This window comes from Cyanobium sp. NS01 (assembly GCF_014280235.1).
In the GTDB taxonomy this organism is placed as follows: domain Bacteria; phylum Cyanobacteriota; class Cyanobacteriia; order PCC-6307; family Cyanobiaceae; genus NIES-981.
On record NZ_CP047940.1, the window covers coordinates 104,390 to 119,343 of the forward strand.

The window sequence follows — 14,954 nt, forward strand, 5'->3', positions numbered from 1 at the left end:
GCTAGCGGGTGGTGCCGGGGTTGTCGCCCAGGAACTCGAGGATCTCGCGGTCCTTGAGGCTCTGGGCCTCGCCGCGGCAGGGGTCAGGCAGCGGCCGCCCGGCGGCGATCTCCCGCAGGCAGGCCTGGGCCCGGGCCAGCTCCCCCTCCAGGTTGTCGATCCGCTCCATCAGGTTGCGGATCACGCGGGCCTCGGTGTCCGGCAGGGCGGAGTGGGCCAGGGGATCCACCCGCACGCCGCTCTGGTGCACGACCCGGCCGGGAATGCCCACCACCGTGCTGTCCGGGCCCACGTCCCGCAGCAGCACGGAGCCGGCGCCGATGCGGGTGTTGGCGCCCACCGTGATCGCGCCAAGCACCTTGGCGCCCGCCCCCACCACCACGTTCTCCGCCAGGGTGGGGTGACGCTTGCCGTGGGCCTTGCCCGTGCCGCCCAGGGTCACGCCCTGATACAGCAGGCAGTTGTTGCCCACCTCAGTGGTTTCACCGATCACCACGCCCATGCCGTGGTCGATGAACACGCCATGGCCGATCCGGGCGCCGGGGTGAATTTCGATGCCGGTGAGCAGGCGGCCCAACTGGCTGAGCAGCCGCGGCAGGATCGGCAGCCCGGTGCTCCAGAGCCGGTGGCTGATGCGATGCAGCACCAGGGCATGCAGCCCCGGATAACACAACAGGATCTCCAGCACCCCGCGGGCGGCAGGATCCCGATCCTTGATGATCGCCAGGTCGGCCTGGATTGCCTTGAGCATGCAGGCATCCTGCCGGACCCTGGAGGCGTTTGACCGAGGGGCACCCGCTCGTGCATGATCAGCTGGTCGGCGTCGCCGGCCCAGTCCCGTCAGCGGTTTCAGCCGCAGGCCGTTCGGGATTGCGGATGTAGCTCAGTGGTAGAGCATCTCCTTGCCAAGGAGAGGGTCGAGAGTTCGAATCTCTTCATCCGCTTTTCAGCCCTCAGGCGGCCAGCACGCCGATCTCCTTGCGCAGCTGGTCGATGGTGGCGCCGCCGAGGTAGCTCTGGGCGCAGTGCACCACGGGCATGCGCATCAGCTGGGAGCGGTTCTGGCGCAGGCTCTGCTCCACCAGCGGCAGGCTCGGCCGGTCGCAGAGCACATGGCCCGCCGCCCGCAGCAGCGCCAGCAGGCGGCTGCCGGTGTCGGGATTGGCGGTCATCACCAGCAGCTCATTGCCCCGCAGGCTGTGCAGGATCACCTCGGCGGCCCGCAGCACCCCCGGACTGATGCTCACCAGGCCCACGCAGCTGCCGGAGCGCAGCTCCTTGAGCAGGTTGAGCTCCTGGTGGAAGTCGTTGAGATCCACCGGCACCGCCCGCACCCCATGGCGCTTGGCGATCGCCTCCACCGGCTGCAGGAAGTAGCGGCTGGTCACCACCGTGCCGTTGTTGGAGGTTTCCAGCACACCCTCCAGCTCTTCCATCGGCACCACTTCCACCGGCACCTCGAGGCTGGGCGCAAGCTCTTCGGCGATCAGCAGGGAGGCGCCGATGTCTTCCCGTGGCGTGCTCACCAGTACTCGGGCGCCACAGCGCAGCCGCCAGTCGATCTCGCGGGTCAGCATGTCGCGGGCCTGCTGCAGGGTGCAGCCCCCGTTCAGCAGGCCGTCAATGCTCTCACGCACCTGGCGTTCCGCGTCCGGCAGCACCCGGTTGCGGGGGCCGGGCGGTGGCTTGATCTCACGCGGCTTCTGCTGGTCGCGCACGTAGATGCCGGAGCCCGCCATGGCTTCCACCACGCCGTCGGTTTCCAGCTGCCGATACACCTTGCTGATCGTGTTGCGGTGCAGACCGGTCTGCATGGCCAGCTGGCGCGTGCTCGGCAAGCGGTGGCCCGGGGGGTAGTGACGCGCCGCGATCGCGAAGCAGATCTGGTTGTACAGCTGGGTCGACGCCGGGATATCGCTTTCCTGTTGGATGTGAAATCGCACGCAGGAGTGAACCAGGGGAGCAGGGGCTCACCTTACGGAGCCTGAGCCCTGCGGACAATCCCCCCGTTGGCATACGGAGCTGTGCCGGTTCGTGGTCAGAATCCCCCTGAACTGCCTCTTGCCGATGGCTGATTCCGCCTCCCGCCCGGTGCTCTCGGCCTGGCAGCAGCTGCCGGGCGACCACCAGCCGTCCCTGCGCTGCTGGTGGTCGCGGCCGGCCAGCGGCGCCCCCCGGGCTGCCGTGCTGGTGCTGCCTGAGGTGTTCGGTGTCAATGCCTGGGTGCGCAGCGTGGCCGACCGCCTGGCGGCCGAGGGCTATGCCGCCCTGGCCCTGCCGATCTTTGCCCGCACCGCGCCGCAGTTCGAGGTGGGCTACGACGCCGCCGGCCTGGAGCTCGGCCGCCGGCACCGCGACCAGGTGACGGCCGCCGGCTGCCTCGAAGACGCCCGCCGCGCCATCGCCTGGCTGCAGGGCCAGCCCGGGTTGGAGGGCCGCCCTGTGGGCTGTGTGGGCTTCTGCTTCGGCGGCCACCTGGCCCTGCTGGTGGCCGGCCTGGAGGGGGTGGCCGCCACCTGCGACTTCTATGGCGCCAGGGTCTCGGTGTTCCGCCCCGGGGGTGGACCGCCCAGCCTGGAGCAGCTGCCTGGGATCTCCGGGGATCTGCTCTGCCTCTGCGGGGAAGACGATCCGCTCATGCCTGAGCCGGAGCGGCAGGCCATCGCCGCCGCCCTCGAGGCCGACAGCCGCCGCGATCCGGCTCGCCTGCGCCGTCTGGTGCTGGCCCCCGGCGCCGGCCACGGCTACATGTGCGAGCAGCGCGCCGACCACAACCCCTCAGCGGCGGCCGAGGGTTGGCGGCTGATGCTGGAGCTGTTCGCCCGCCGCCTGGGCTGAGCCGCTGCTGCACTAGGGCGTCGCCGGGCTGGATCCGCCGCCTGGGGGTTCCGCGTTTCTGGACTCGACGGTTCTGGTCACCACCCGAGCGGCTGTCTTGACGGGCACCGGCTTGGGAGTGGCGGGCTTGCCCGCAGCAGGGGCCGAGCCCGGCTTGGGCACCGCCGCCTTGCGCGGGGTGAGAAACATGATCATGTTGCGCCCCTCCCGCTTGGGGGGCTGCTGGATTTCAGCCGCCATCTCCAGATCGCGGGCCATGCGGTGCAGCAACACCTCCGCCAGGGCGGTGTGCTGAATCTCGCGCCCCCGGAAGATCACCGTGCACTTCACTTTATCGCCGGCCTTGAGAAAGCGGGAAGCCTGGCCGATACGCACATCATAATCGTGCTGGTCAATCTTGTAGCGCATCTTCACTTCTTTGACCTCCGTTTGATGCGACTTCTTCTTGGCTTCCTTGGCTTTCTTTTCCTGCTCGAACTTATACTTGCCGTAGTCCATGATCCGGCACACGGGCGGATCGGCCTTCTCGCTCACTAGCACCAGATCAAGCTCCCGGTCTTTGGCCACATCCAGGGCCGCCTCGCGGGTGATCACTCCCAGTTGACTGCCGTCGGCGTCGACCACCCTGAGCTGGGGGTAGTTGATGCGCTCATTGATGTTGGGCAGCTCCCGAACGGGAGCACGGCGGTCAAAACGGGGACGGGGCATTCAGTGGGGTGAGGATCTGGGGGGTGAGGGGTCTGTCGGGTGCAGGGCTCTGGCAGCCCCTCACAAGCACACCTTTCACCCTAGAACGGCTTCGACCTGCTGCAACGCCTGCTCCAGCCTTTGGTCGGTTTCGTGGCCGCTCAGCCACACGGGGCGGTGTTGCCGGCGGAACCAGGTGCGCTGGCGCTTGGCGAACTGCAGGGTGCGCCGGGTGGTGAGGGCCTGGGCTTCGGCCTCGCTCAGGCTGCCCGCCAGCAGCTGCCGCGCTTCGCCGTAGCCGATCGTGTCGAGCAGGGGCAGCCCGGCCCCGTAGCGGCCGATCAGAGCTGCCGTTTCGGCCACCAGCCCCTGGGCGTACATGGCCTCGGTGCGGGCGCTGATGCGGCTGCGCAGGTCGGCGGGGTCGAGGCCCAGCTCCAGCACCCTCCAGGCCGGGGGTGAGCTGCCCTGCTGGCTGGAGAGGGGCTGGCCCGTGGCATAGAGCACTTCCAGGGCCCGCTGGGTGCGCACGGCATCAGCGGCGGCGATCCTGGCCCCGCTGGCCGGATCGCTGGCCCGCAGCAGCTGGTGACAGGTGGGTTGACCAAGGGCGCTGAGCTGGGAGCGCAGGGCCGGCTGGGGTGCCACGGCCGGCGGCCGCAGCCCCTGCAGCAGGGCCTTGAGGTAGAGACCGCTGCCCCCGGCCAGCAGGGCCATGGCGCCCCGCTGCTGGAGACGCTGGTGTTCGCGGGCGATCAGGGGTTCGGCCAGGCGCCGGAACTGCTCGAGGTTGAGGGGCTGATCGGGGTCGCTCACGTCCAGCAGTTCGTGGCGCACCTGCCGCTGCTGGGCGGCAGTGGGCTTGGCGGTGCCCACGTCCATGCCGCGGTAGAGCTGGCGGGAATCCACGTTCAGCACGGCCAGGTTCAGGGCCTGAGCCAGGGCGATGGCCAGCTCGGTCTTGCCGCTGGCGGTGGGACCCAGCAGGGCAATCACCAGGGGCCGCTGGTCGGGACGCTCAGCGGGGCGATCAGCGCTGGTTGGCAGGGGCGCATCGAGGGCCATTTCCCCACAGTGCCAGGTGGCCCTCATACCCCCTGGCGGGTGGGCTGGCGATGGTAGATTGCCCACCGTAGAAGGGGTTTCACCACTTCTCACCCCCTCTTGTCCAGGGCGAGTCGCCGCCTCTGCCCGACCCCTGGAAAGCACCCCCCGCATGAGCGAAGCCACGAAAGTTCAGGCCGCGTACGGCGCCGAGCAGATCCAGGTGCTTGAAGGCCTGGAACCGGTGCGCAAGCGACCCGGGATGTACATCGGCACCACCGGGCCCCGGGGCCTCCACCACCTCGTCTACGAGGTGGTGGACAACGCCGTGGATGAGGCCCTCGCCGGCCACTGTGACCAGATCCTGGTGGTGCTCAACGACGACGGCTCCTGTGCCGTCACCGACAACGGCCGCGGCATCCCCACCGACATCCACCCCCGCACCGGCAAGAGCGCCCTGGAAACGGTGCTCACGGTGCTGCACGCCGGCGGCAAGTTCGGCTCCGGCGGCTACAAGGTGTCCGGCGGCCTGCACGGGGTGGGCGTGTCCGTGGTCAACGCCCTCTCGGAGTGGGTGGAGGTCAAGGTTTACCGCCAAGACCAGGTGCACACGCAGCGCTTTGAGCGCGGCGCCCCGATCGGCACCCTCGTCTCCGTTCCAGGCGAGGCGGGGCGCACGGGCACGTCGGTGTGCTTCAAGCCCGACATTGAGATCTTCACGGTCGGCATTGTCTTCGACTACGCCACCCTCTCCTCGAGGCTGCGCGAACTCGCTTACCTCAACGGCGGCGTACGTATCGTCTTCCGCGATGAGCGCAGCTCGGCCCGCAACGTCGCCGGCGAAGCCCATGAGGAGATCTACTTCTATCAAGGCGGCATCCGCGAGTATGTGGCCTACATGAATGCGGAGAAAGACCCTCTGCACCCTGACATCATCTATGTGAATGCCGAAAAGGAAGGCGTTCAGGTGGAGGCCGCCCTGCAGTGGTGCGTGGATGCCTACTCCGACAGCATCCTGGGCTTCGCCAACAACATTCGCACCGTCGACGGGGGCACCCACATCGAGGGGCTCAAGACGGTGCTGACGCGCACCCTCAATGTGTTTGCCAAGAAGCGTGGCAAGCGCAAGGATGCCGATAGCAATCTGGCCGGTGAAAATATTCGCGAGGGCCTCACCGCCGTGTTGTCGGTGAAGGTGCCTGAGCCCGAGTTTGAAGGTCAGACCAAGACCAAGCTCGGCAACACCGAGGTGCGCGGCATCGTCGACACCCTGGTGGGAGAAGCCCTGGGCGAATTCCTGGAATTCAACCCCTCCGTGATCGACCTGATCCTCGAGAAGGCAATCCAGGCCTTTAATGCCGCTGAGGCCGCCCGCCGCGCCCGCGAGCTGGTACGCCGCAAGAGCGTGCTGGAGAGTTCCACCCTGCCCGGCAAGCTCTCCGACTGTTCCTCCCGTGATCCCTCCGAGTCTGAGATCTACATCGTGGAGGGGGATTCGGCCGGAGGCTCCGCCAAGCAGGGCCGCGACCGCCGCTTCCAGGCGATCCTGCCGCTGCGAGGCAAGATCCTCAACATCGAGAAAACAGACGATGCCAAGATCTACAAGAACACGGAGATCCAGGCCCTGATTACCGCCCTGGGCCTGGGCATCAAGGGGGAAGAGTTCGACGAAAAAAATCTGCGCTACCACCGCATCGTGATCATGACCGATGCTGACGTGGATGGTGCCCACATCCGCACCCTGATCCTCACCTTCTTCTTCCGCTATCAGAAGGCCCTGGTGGAAGGTGGCTACATCTACATCGCCTGCCCACCCCTCTACAAAGTGGAAAGGGGCAAGAAGCATGTTTATTGCTATAACGAGGCCGATCTCAAGGCCACCATCGATGAGTTTGGCGAGAAGGCCAACTACAACATTCAGCGCTTCAAGGGTCTCGGCGAAATGATGCCCAAGCAGCTCTGGGAAACCACCATGGATCCCGAAACCCGCATGATGAAACGCGTCGAAATCGAAGACGCCCTGGAGGCTGATCGGATCTTCACGATCCTGATGGGCGACAAGGTGGCGCCCCGCCGCGAGTTCATCGAAACCCACAGCGCCGAACTCGACCTGGCCCAGCTGGACATCTGAATGGGTCCCGTCGCACCCCTGCTCACACCCTGGCGCTGGGCGGCCCTGCTGGGATTCGCTCTGGTGGCGCCGGCTGGCCTGCCCGCCGGGGGCGGCGACTGGCGCATGCCTGAGCTGCGCCGTCGTCAGAGCAGCCGCGAACCCCTGCTCAGCCCAGTTCCCCTGGCGCTGCGCTGCGCTCCCGAGCGCCAGGCGCCCACGATCACTGCGGCGGCAGCCGGCGAGCCGCTGCGGGTGCTGCGCGCCTGGTCGCGCCAGGACGGCGAACGCTGGCTGCAGGTGGAGCTGGCCAGCCCGGGCGGCCAGCGTCGGGGCTGGCTGCCGGGCTGATCAGGATCAGGCGGCCAGGGCCGCTTCGATGGCCGCCGTGAGCTCACCGGCCTCGGGTTCCACGCCGCTCTTGAAGCGGGCCAGCACCGTGCCGTCCTTGCCCACCAGGAATTTCTCGAAGTTCCAGGCCACGGGCCCGCTCGGCTCCGCCTGGGTGAGGGTGGTGTAAGGGTCTTCCGCCATCGCCACCTTGTCGAACAGGGTGAAACTGGCGCCGTAGGTGCTGGAGCAGAACTGCTGGATCTCTTCGAGGGTGCCGGGCTCCTGGGCCCCGAAGTCGTTGCAGGGGAAGCCGAGCACGGCCAGGCCCTGGGGGCCGTAGGTCTCGTTCAGTTTCTGGAGCCCGGCGTACTGGCGGGTGAAACCACAGCGGCTGGCCAGGTTCACGATCAGCAGCACCTGGCCGCCCCACTCGCCCAGGCGGCGCTCGCGGCCGGCGGCGTCGCGCACCACCACATCGCTCACGTTCACGCTCATGCTGGCTGGAGTTCCGGAGGCCGAACACTAGCGGCTGACCGCCAGGCGCCGGCCCATAAACTCGTGAGTTCCTGGGCTGAGAGCCGATGAGCGAGGCGAAGGCCCCGAACCAGGAGCTCTCCGGCGTCGGCCGCGTCATGGTTGCTGAGATGGTGTCTCGCCAGCTGGCCACCCTGCTGGAGGCCGGCAACTATGACGGCGCCAAGCTGCTGCTGCAGCCCGTGCAGGAGGTGGACATCGCCGAGGCGATCGGCACGCTGCCGCGCACCCTGCAGGCCCTGGCCTTCCGGCTGCTGCCCAAGGACGAGGCCATCGAGGTCTACGAATACCTCGACGGTGCGGTGCAGCAGAGCCTGCTCGACCGGCTGCGCTCCGGCGAGGTGCTGGAGCTGGTGGAGAGCATGTCGCCGGATGATCGGGTGCGGCTGTTCGATGAGTTGCCGGCCAAGGTGGTGCGCCGGCTGCTGGCGGAGCTGAGCCCGGCCGAGCGCAGGGTCACCGCCCAGCTGCTGGGCTACGCCGCCGAGACGGCGGGGCGCCTGATGACCACGGAATTCATTGATCTGAAGGAGTTCCACAGCGCCGCCCAGGCCCTTGAACTGGTGCGCCGCCGCGCCCGCGACACCGAGACCATCTATTCCCTCTATGTGACCGACGGCTCGCGCTATCTCACCGGCATCCTGTCGCTGCGGGACCTGGTGGTGGCCGACCCCCAGGACCGCATCGGCGATGTGATGACCCGGGAGGTGGTGAGCGTGTCCACCGAGACCGACCAGGAGGAGGTGGCCCGCGCCATCCAGCGCTACGACTTCCTGGCCGTGCCCGTGGTGGACCGCGAGGAGCGGCTGGTGGGGATCGTCACGGTGGACGACGTGATCGACGTGATCGAGCAGGAGGCCACCCGTGACCTCTACGCCGCCGGCGCCGTGCAGGCCGGCGATGAGGACGACTATTTCCAGAGCAACCTGTTCACCGTGGCTCGGCGCCGGGTCGTGTGGCTCTCGGTGCTGGTGGTGGCCAACGGCTTCACCTCCGAGGTGATCGCCCTGCAGGGCGAGGTGCTCAACCAGGTGGTGCTGCTGGCGGCCTTCATTCCGTTGCTGATCGGCACCGGCGGCAACGTCGGCGCCCAGAGCTCCACCGTGGTGATCCGCGGCCTCAGCACCCAGCGGATCCAGGCCCTGGGGGCCTGGCGCACGATCGTGCGGGAGGCGGTGGCCGGAGCCCTGCTGGGCCTGCTGATGCTGGTGGTGGTGGTGCCCTGGGCCTGGTGGCGCGGCGAAGGCCCCCTGGTGGGGCTCTCGGTGGGGATCAGCCTGCTGGCGATCACCACCCTGGCGGCCACGGCAGGGGCGGCGCTGCCGCTGCTCTTCGATCGTCTCAAGCTGGATCCGGCGCTGATGTCGGCACCCTTCATCACCACCGCCACCGATGTGGCCGGGGTGTTCATCTACCTGAGCACCGCGGGCTGGCTGATCGGCCACTTCGGCATGGGCTGAGGGGCCCCGGGCCGCCGTTTGGGCCTAGATGAGAGAGCGTTCACACTTCTTCAGGTTAGGCTTAACCAAAGTTCAAGGGCCAGAAGCATGACGATCGCCATCGCCCCCACCCCCATCACCGCCCCCCGCGGCCAGCGCTCCGAGCGTCCGGCCCGCTCGATGCCGGCCGTGGATGGAGACCTGGTGCGCAGCTACCTGCGGGACATCGGCCGGGTGCCGTTGCTGAGCCATGAGCAGGAGATCACCCTGGGCCGCCAGGTGCAGGAGCTGATGGCTCTTGAGGAGATCGAACAGGAGCTGACGATGCGTGCCGGGGGTACGGCGCCGGAGCGGCCGGAGCTGGCGGCGGCGGCGGGCCTGAGCCTGCCGGTGCTGAAGAAGCGTCTGCAGGCGGGCCGCCGTGCCAAGGAGCGGATGGTGGCGGCGAACCTGCGGCTGGTGGTGAGCGTGGCGAAGAAATACACCAAGCGGAACATGGAGCTGCTGGACCTGATCCAGGAGGGCACGATCGGCCTGGTGCGGGGTGTGGAGAAGTTCGACCCGACGCGGGGCTACAAGTTCAGTACGTATGCGTACTGGTGGATCCGGCAGGGGATCACGCGGGCGATCGCGGAGAAGAGCCGCACGATCCGGCTGCCGATCCACATCACCGAAACGCTGAACAAGCTGAAGAAGGGTCAGCGGGAACTGAGCCAGGAGCTGGGCCGCACGCCCACGGTGAGCGAGCTGGCGGTGTTTGTGGAGCTGCCGGAGGAGGAGGTGAAGGACCTGCTGTGCCGGGCGCGGCAGCCGGTGAGCCTGGAGACGAAGGTGGGTGACGGCGAGGACACGGAACTGCTCGACCTGCTGGCCGGTGATGGGGAGCTGCCGGAGGAGCGTGTGGACGGAGAGTGCCTGAAGGGCGACCTGCGTGCGCTGCTGGAGCAGCTGCCTGAACTGCAGGGCCGGGTGCTGAAGATGCGCTACGGCATCGATCCCGCGTCGGCCGAGATGGCTGAGCCGATGAGCCTCACCGGGATCGGTCGCGTGCTGGGCATCAGCCGCGACCGCGTGCGCAACCTCGAGCGCGATGGTCTGGCCGGCCTGCGCCGTCTGGGCAGCGCCGTGGAGGCCTATGTGGCCAGCTGAGCTCGGCTGCCGCTGAGCTCGTCAGCTGCAGGGTTAGCGTCGCCCCGAAGCCCTGCGGCCCCCAGTCCCCGTCGCTGCCCATGCCGCCTGAGTCGCTGCTGTCCTGGTTGGACCATCGCCGCCGGCTCTGCGACATGGATGTGGAGGAGATCCCCTGGCGGCAGTCGCGGGAGTGGCACTACAGCGGTGGCGCCCTGCAGCACCACTCGGGTGGCTTCTTCAGCATCGTGGGGGTCCAGGCCGAAACCGGCTCCGGCGTCACCCTGCGCCAGCCCCTGATCAACCAGCCTGAGATCGGCATCCTCGGCTTTCTGCTGCAGCGCCGCGGCGGCGTGCCCCATCTGCTGATCCAGGCCAAGCCGGAACCGGGCAACATCGGCCTCTGTCAGGCCGCTCCCTCGGTGCAGGCCACCCGCAGCAACTACCAGCGCCTGCACCACGGCAAGGCCACCCCGTTTCTCGACTTCTTCACCGGCCATGCGGCCGCCCTGGTGCATGCCGACAGCCTGCAGTCCGAGCAGGGCACCCGCTTCCTGGGCAAGTACAACCGCAACATGACGGTGGAAGTGCCACCGGAGCTGCCCCTCGACACGCCGGAGGGGTATCACTGGGCCCCGGTACCCGAGGTGTGTGCCCTGCTGGGCAGCGACTTCCAGATCAACACCGATGCCCGCTCGGTGCTGGCCAGCTCCGACTGGTCGCTGCTGGCCGGCGGCACGGTGCCCTTCGGCCGCTGGCACGGTCAGGGGGGGATCGGTGAGAGCCTGCTGCGCTCCCACGCGGCGCCGGCCGGCCAGGCCCACAGCAGCGAGCAGACCATCCTGGCGGCGCTGGAGCAGCTGCGCCAGGCCTACCCCTTCCAGGTGCGCACCGTGTCGCTGGATCGGGAGCTGGACTGGCTGGAGGGCCGCCAGCCGCGCCTGCTGGGGCCAGCGGGCAGCTTCGATGTGCGCCAGGTGGCCGTGCGCTCCAGCGAACGCGAGGTGCAGAGCTGGGATCAGCCGATCGTGGCCCAGGAGCGCCAGGGCACGGCGGTGCTGCTGGGGCGCCACGTCAACGGAGTGCTGCACCTGCTGTTCCGCTGCCGCGCTGAGATCGGCTTCCGCGAGGGTTTTCAGTACGGCCCGGCCCTTCAGGATGCCGGCGGAGCCCCCTCGCCGGTGCCGGAACTCGATGCTGAGGAGCTCGTGCTGCAGGAACTCCTGGGGCGGGCCACCCCCTTGCTCAGCAGCCTCCATTCCGATGAGGGAGGGCGCTTCTACCGCTCCGTCGCCCGCTACAGCATCGCCCTGATGGCGGAGGACGATGCGCTGCCCAGCTCGCCATCACTGGGCTGGATGACCCTCGGCCAGATCGAGCGGCTGCTCAAGCGCCAGGGCGTGTTCTCCAATGAGGCGCGCAGCCTGATCTCGATGCTGCTGGCTTACCTGTGAGCGCCGTGCTGCCCCCGGCCGCCCGCGTCAGTTTCGTGATCGCCACCTACCAACGGGTGGATGCCCTGCGCAGCACCCTGCGGGCGCTGCAGCTGCAGACCTGTGCCGACTGGGAGGCCGTGGTGGTGGGCGACTGCTGCGCGCCTGACACGGGCGCCATGCTCGCTGAGCTGGCTGATGCCCGCCTGCGCTACTACAACCTGAGCGAGCGCTTCGGGGAGCAGTCGGGCCCCAATTCCTTCGGGCTGGCCCTGGCCAGGGCGCCGGTAGTGTGTTTCCTCAACCACGACGACCTGCTGCTGCCGGATCACCTGGAACTGGGCCTGCAGCGGCTTGAGCAGAGCGGCGCCGACCTGCTGCTGGCGCCGGCCCTGAAGCTGGCCACCTGCCACGAAGCGCCCGATGGTTCAATTCGGCCCGTGTTCATGAAGCGCCTCACGATCGGCCCCGAGCTCAGGGATCTGCGCCTGCTGCTCCGCCCCGAAGACCTCTACTACGACCCCAGCAGTTTCTGGCTGGTGCGCACGGCCTACGCCCGCCGCGTCGGCCCCTGGATCCATTCCAGCCGCCTCTGGCGCACCTCCCTGCGCGACTGGCTGCTGCGCGCCTGGCGCCTGGGCGGCCGTTTCGTCTTCACGCCAGACCTCGCCGGCATCCGGGTGGTGAGCCACAACCACCGCGGCAGCCGCCATCGCTACAACGCCCTCACCCCGGAGCACCAGCGGCTGATCCGCCTGTTCGAATCGCTCAGCCCCGAGCAGCTGCGCCAGCGGCTTCCGCGCAAGCTGCGCCAGACCGCCGCCCAGCTCGGCCGTCCCATCGGCCGGCGTGAGCGGCCTGCCGCCCTGACCCCGGGCCTGCGGCTGCAGGCGCTGCTCTATCGCCTGCTGGGCTTCGACTGGCAGGTGCTGCGCTGGCGTCGCCAGGGGGTGGAGCCCGGTGCCTACCACTCCCGGCTGCTGCGCCAGCGCACCGGAGAAACCCTGGCGCTGGTGCCGGATCTGGCCAGGCTGCTGGCCGAACCTGAGCGCTACCGGGAGGCGTCTGTTCCCGGTTCCCAGCAGGCGCGGTAGGGGGAAGCAGGGAATGGGGGCTAGCTCGGCGGTGGCGTGGAGCCTGGAGGCGGCCACGGAGCGGCTCAGCGGCCAGGCGCCGCTGCTGCGCAGCCGGCTGCTGGCCTGGTGGCGCCTGGAGGGACGCCATGACCTCCCCTGGAAGCTGCATGCCGATGGCCGCCCGCCCCAGCCCGGCGAGGTCCTCGATCCCTGGGGGATCTGGGTGGCCGAGATCATGCTGCAGCAGACCCAGCTGCAGGTGGCGCTCTCCTACTGGCAGCGCTGGATGGCGGCCTTCCCGAGCCTGGAGGCCCTGGCGGGCGCCGAGCAGCATCAGGTGCTGCTGCTCTGGCAGGGCCTCGGCTACTAGGCCCGGGCGCGGCGGTTGCATCAGGGGGCCAGGCAGCTGTTGACGCAGGCCCCGCCTGACCAGGCCTCTCAAGGCCAAGCCTCTCAAGGCCAAGCCCTGCGCGACCCCTGGCCGCGGCAGCTGGAGGGCTGGCTGGCGCTGCCGGGGGTGGGCCCCAGCACCGCCGGCAGCATCCTCTCCTCGGCCTACGACCTGCCCCACCCGATCCTGGACGGCAACGTGCGGCGGCTGCTGGCGCGGCTGCTGGCCTGCCCCCAGCCCCCGGCCCGCCAGCAGGCGGCGTACTGGCAGCTGAGCCACACCCTCCTGGATCGCCGCCATCCCCGCGCCTTCAACCAGGCCCTGATGGACCTGGGCGCCAGCGTCTGCACCCCCCGCCAACCGCGCTGCGGGGTCTGCCCCTGGCAGGGCCACTGCGCTGCCTACGCTGCCGGCGATCCCGCCCGCTTCCCCGTGAAGGATGCCGCCAAGACCGTGCCCTTCCAGGTGATCGGGGTGGGGGTGGTGCTCGACGCCGACGGCCGGGTGCTGATCGATCAGCGCCTGCCGGAGGGCCTGCTGGGGGGGCTGTGGGAGTTTCCCGGCGGCAAGCAGGAGCCCGGCGAGGCGATTGCGGCCACCATCGCCCGCGAACTGCGCGAGGAACTGGCCATCGAGGTGCAGGTGGGTGAGGAGCTGATCCGCCTCGAGCACGCCTACAGCCACAAGCGGCTGCGCTTCGTGGTGCACCTCTGCCGCTGGAGCAGTGGCGAGCCCCAGCCCCTGGCCAGCCAGCAGGTGCGCTGGGTGCGGCCGGAGCAGCTGGCGGACTTTCCCTTCCCGGCGGCGAACGCCCGCATCATTGCCGCCCTGCAGGACCGGCTTGCCCGGGGGCTGGTGGAGCCCGGCTGACGCCGACTCGGCCCTGGGCCAGCCTGGGGGGAACTGGCCCCGCTCCCATGGCTGCCTCACCACCGCTGGTGCTCTGCCTCGGCGAGGCGCTGGTGGATCGCCTGGGACCCCTGGGCGGCGATCCCGCCAGCGCCCCTGCCGGCGACTGCGACGACCGCCTCGGTGGCGCCCCCGCCAATGTGGCCTGCGCCCTGGCCCGCCTGGGCAGGCAGGCGGCCTTCCTGGGCCGGCTGGGCCGGGACCCGGCTGGCGAGGCCCTGGCGGCGCTGTTCCGGGCCCGGGGCGTCGACACCAGCGGCCTGCAGTGGGATGCCGAGCGGCCCACCCGCATCGTGCTGGTGCGCCGTGACCTGGCCGGCGAGCGCCAGTTCGGTGGCTTCGCGGGCAACCGTGGCGAGGGCTTCGCCGACGAGGCCCTGCAGGCCGTCACCCTGCCGCAGCAGGCCAGCTGGTTGCTGGTGGGCACCCTGCCCCTGGCCGGCGGCGCCGCGGCGGCCCTGGAGCGTGCCGTGGAGCAGGCCGGAATCGCCGGCGTGGCCCTGGCGGTGGATGTCAACTGGCGACCCACCTTCTGGGATGACACGGCGCCGCCGGACGCGGCTCCCAGGCCGGAGCAGGCCGCTGCCATGCTCGCCCTGCTGCAGCGGGCCACCCTGCTCAAGTGCGCCGCCGAAGAGGCGCAGTGGCTGTTCGGCAGTGCCGATCCAGAGCAGGTTCGGGCGGCCCTGCCCCAGCAGCCGGCCGTGGTGGTCACCGATGGGGCGGCGCCGCTGCGCTGGTGCCTGGGACGATCCAGTGGCGTCATGGCCCCCTACCGGGTGCCGGTGCTCGACAGCACCGGGGCCGGGGATGCGTTCACGGCCGGGCTGCTGCATGGCCTGGTGGCCAGGCCTGATCTGCTGGGTGGCCAGGACGGGCTGGCGGTGGAGCAGCTGATGCGCTTCGCCAGCGGCTGCGGCGCCCTGGTGTGCCAGGGGGCCGGCGCCATCGATCCCCAGCCCACTGCCGCTCAGGTGGAGGCCTTTCTGGCGGCTCGGCAGAGCGGGCCTCCGCACTGATCGGCGGAGCCGG

13 protein-coding genes, 1 tRNA gene and 1 pseudogene are annotated in these 14,954 nt (G+C 69.5%); 10 read left to right on the plus strand and 5 right to left on the minus strand.

The annotated features are described in order from the left end of the window. Position 1: 1 nt before the first annotated feature. A complete protein-coding gene (gene cysE / locus CyaNS01_RS00485; RefSeq protein ID WP_186698006.1) occupies positions 2 to 751 on the minus strand; it encodes a serine O-acetyltransferase in 750 nt (249 codons plus the stop codon). 121 nt (positions 752 to 872) lie between these two features. Here cysE and CyaNS01_RS00490 point away from each other — a divergent pair. Further along, positions 873 to 944: transfer RNA gene (locus tag CyaNS01_RS00490), tRNA-Gly, on the plus strand. A 9-nt stretch (positions 945 to 953) separates the two neighbouring features. Here CyaNS01_RS00490 and CyaNS01_RS00495 read toward each other — a convergent pair. Then, on the minus strand, positions 954 to 1,943 hold the full coding sequence (locus CyaNS01_RS00495) for a GntR family transcriptional regulator (RefSeq protein ID WP_186698008.1): 990 nt from the start codon (positions 1,941 to 1,943) through the stop codon (positions 954 to 956). Between the two features lie 124 nt (positions 1,944 to 2,067). On the opposite strand from CyaNS01_RS00495, the gene CyaNS01_RS00500 reads away from it, so the two are divergent. Continuing rightward, a complete protein-coding gene (locus CyaNS01_RS00500) occupies positions 2,068 to 2,838 on the plus strand; it encodes a dienelactone hydrolase family protein (RefSeq protein WP_186698010.1) in 771 nt (256 codons plus the stop codon). Positions 2,839 to 2,850: 12 nt separating this feature from the next. Here CyaNS01_RS00500 and infC read toward each other — a convergent pair whose 3' ends face one another. Further along, entirely contained in the window at positions 2,851 to 3,546 is a 696-nt protein-coding gene (gene infC / locus CyaNS01_RS00505; protein ID WP_186698012.1) for a translation initiation factor IF-3, read from the minus strand. 75 nt (positions 3,547 to 3,621) lie between these two features. Then, positions 3,622 to 4,590, minus strand: coding sequence for a tRNA (adenosine(37)-N6)-dimethylallyltransferase MiaA (gene miaA, locus CyaNS01_RS00510; RefSeq protein ID WP_370561877.1), 969 nt, complete (start codon positions 4,588 to 4,590; stop codon positions 3,622 to 3,624). 151 nt (positions 4,591 to 4,741) lie between these two features. Here miaA and gyrB point away from each other — a divergent pair, with 151 nt between their 5' ends. Both gyrB and CyaNS01_RS00520 read left to right on the plus strand, forming a co-directional pair. Further along, positions 4,742 to 6,700, plus strand: coding sequence for a DNA topoisomerase (ATP-hydrolyzing) subunit B (gene gyrB / locus CyaNS01_RS00515; RefSeq protein ID WP_186698014.1), 1,959 nt, complete (start codon positions 4,742 to 4,744; stop codon positions 6,698 to 6,700). Beyond that, positions 6,701 to 7,030, plus strand: a complete 330-nt coding sequence (locus tag CyaNS01_RS00520; protein ID WP_186698015.1) for an SH3 domain-containing protein — start codon at positions 6,701 to 6,703, stop codon at positions 7,028 to 7,030. Between the two features lie 6 nt (positions 7,031 to 7,036). On the opposite strand, the gene CyaNS01_RS00525 is transcribed toward CyaNS01_RS00520, so the two are convergent. Further along, positions 7,037 to 7,507: a glutathione peroxidase gene (locus tag CyaNS01_RS00525; protein ID WP_186698017.1), complete on the minus strand. Its 471-nt coding sequence runs from the start codon at positions 7,505 to 7,507 to the stop codon at positions 7,037 to 7,039. An 86-nt stretch (positions 7,508 to 7,593) separates the two neighbouring features. On the opposite strand from CyaNS01_RS00525, the gene mgtE reads away from it, so the two are divergent. From mgtE to CyaNS01_RS00555, 6 genes and pseudogenes are all read left to right on the plus strand, one after another. Beyond that, a complete protein-coding gene (gene mgtE, locus CyaNS01_RS00530) occupies positions 7,594 to 9,006 on the plus strand; it encodes a magnesium transporter (protein WP_186698019.1) in 1,413 nt (470 codons plus the stop codon). Positions 9,007 to 9,165: 159 nt separating this feature from the next. Next, positions 9,166 to 10,134 (plus strand): RpoD/SigA family RNA polymerase sigma factor, encoded by a 969-nt coding sequence (locus CyaNS01_RS00535; protein WP_186699997.1) that lies wholly within the window; start codon positions 9,166 to 9,168, stop codon positions 10,132 to 10,134. 80 nt (positions 10,135 to 10,214) lie between these two features. After that, positions 10,215 to 11,567, plus strand: coding sequence for an NDP-hexose 2,3-dehydratase family protein (locus tag CyaNS01_RS14810; protein ID WP_186698021.1), 1,353 nt, complete (start codon positions 10,215 to 10,217; stop codon positions 11,565 to 11,567). Then, a complete protein-coding gene (locus CyaNS01_RS00545) occupies positions 11,564 to 12,640 on the plus strand; it encodes a glycosyltransferase family 2 protein (protein WP_186698023.1) in 1,077 nt (358 codons plus the stop codon). Before CyaNS01_RS14810 ends, CyaNS01_RS00545 begins: the two co-directional genes overlap by 4 nt. Positions 12,641 to 12,725: 85 nt before the next feature. Continuing rightward, positions 12,726 to 13,883, plus strand: a pseudogene (gene mutT, locus CyaNS01_RS00550) (8-oxo-dGTP diphosphatase MutT). 47 nt (positions 13,884 to 13,930) lie between these two features. Next, complete coding sequence (locus CyaNS01_RS00555) at positions 13,931 to 14,941, plus strand: carbohydrate kinase (RefSeq protein WP_186698025.1); 1,011 nt, start codon at positions 13,931 to 13,933, stop codon at positions 14,939 to 14,941. The last annotated feature ends 13 nt before the right edge of the window (positions 14,942 to 14,954 follow it).

What these genes read in the sequence shown, in the direction of transcription:
- cysE (WP_186698006.1), bottom strand. Translation starts at nt 751, where the DNA reads ATGCTCAAGGCAATCCAGGCCGACCTGGCGATCATCAAGGATCGGGAT.
- CyaNS01_RS00500 (WP_186698010.1), top strand. Translation starts at nt 2,068, where the DNA reads ATGGCTGATTCCGCCTCCCGCCCGGTGCTCTCGGCCTGGCAGCAGCTG.
- infC (WP_186698012.1), bottom strand. Translation starts at nt 3,546, where the DNA reads ATGCCCCGTCCCCGTTTTGACCGCCGTGCTCCCGTTCGGGAGCTGCCC.
- miaA (WP_370561877.1), bottom strand. Translation starts at nt 4,590, where the DNA reads ATGGCCCTCGATGCGCCCCTGCCAACCAGCGCTGATCGCCCCGCTGAG.
- gyrB (WP_186698014.1), top strand. Translation starts at nt 4,742, where the DNA reads ATGAGCGAAGCCACGAAAGTTCAGGCCGCGTACGGCGCCGAGCAGATC.
- CyaNS01_RS00520 (WP_186698015.1), top strand. Translation starts at nt 6,701, where the DNA reads ATGGGTCCCGTCGCACCCCTGCTCACACCCTGGCGCTGGGCGGCCCTG.
- CyaNS01_RS00525 (WP_186698017.1), bottom strand. Translation starts at nt 7,507, where the DNA reads ATGAGCGTGAACGTGAGCGATGTGGTGGTGCGCGACGCCGCCGGCCGC.
- mgtE (WP_186698019.1), top strand. Translation starts at nt 7,594, where the DNA reads ATGAGCGAGGCGAAGGCCCCGAACCAGGAGCTCTCCGGCGTCGGCCGC.
- CyaNS01_RS00535 (WP_186699997.1), top strand. Translation starts at nt 9,166, where the DNA reads ATGCCGGCCGTGGATGGAGACCTGGTGCGCAGCTACCTGCGGGACATC.
- CyaNS01_RS14810 (WP_186698021.1), top strand. Translation starts at nt 10,215, where the DNA reads ATGCCGCCTGAGTCGCTGCTGTCCTGGTTGGACCATCGCCGCCGGCTC.
- CyaNS01_RS00555 (WP_186698025.1), top strand. Translation starts at nt 13,931, where the DNA reads ATGGCTGCCTCACCACCGCTGGTGCTCTGCCTCGGCGAGGCGCTGGTG.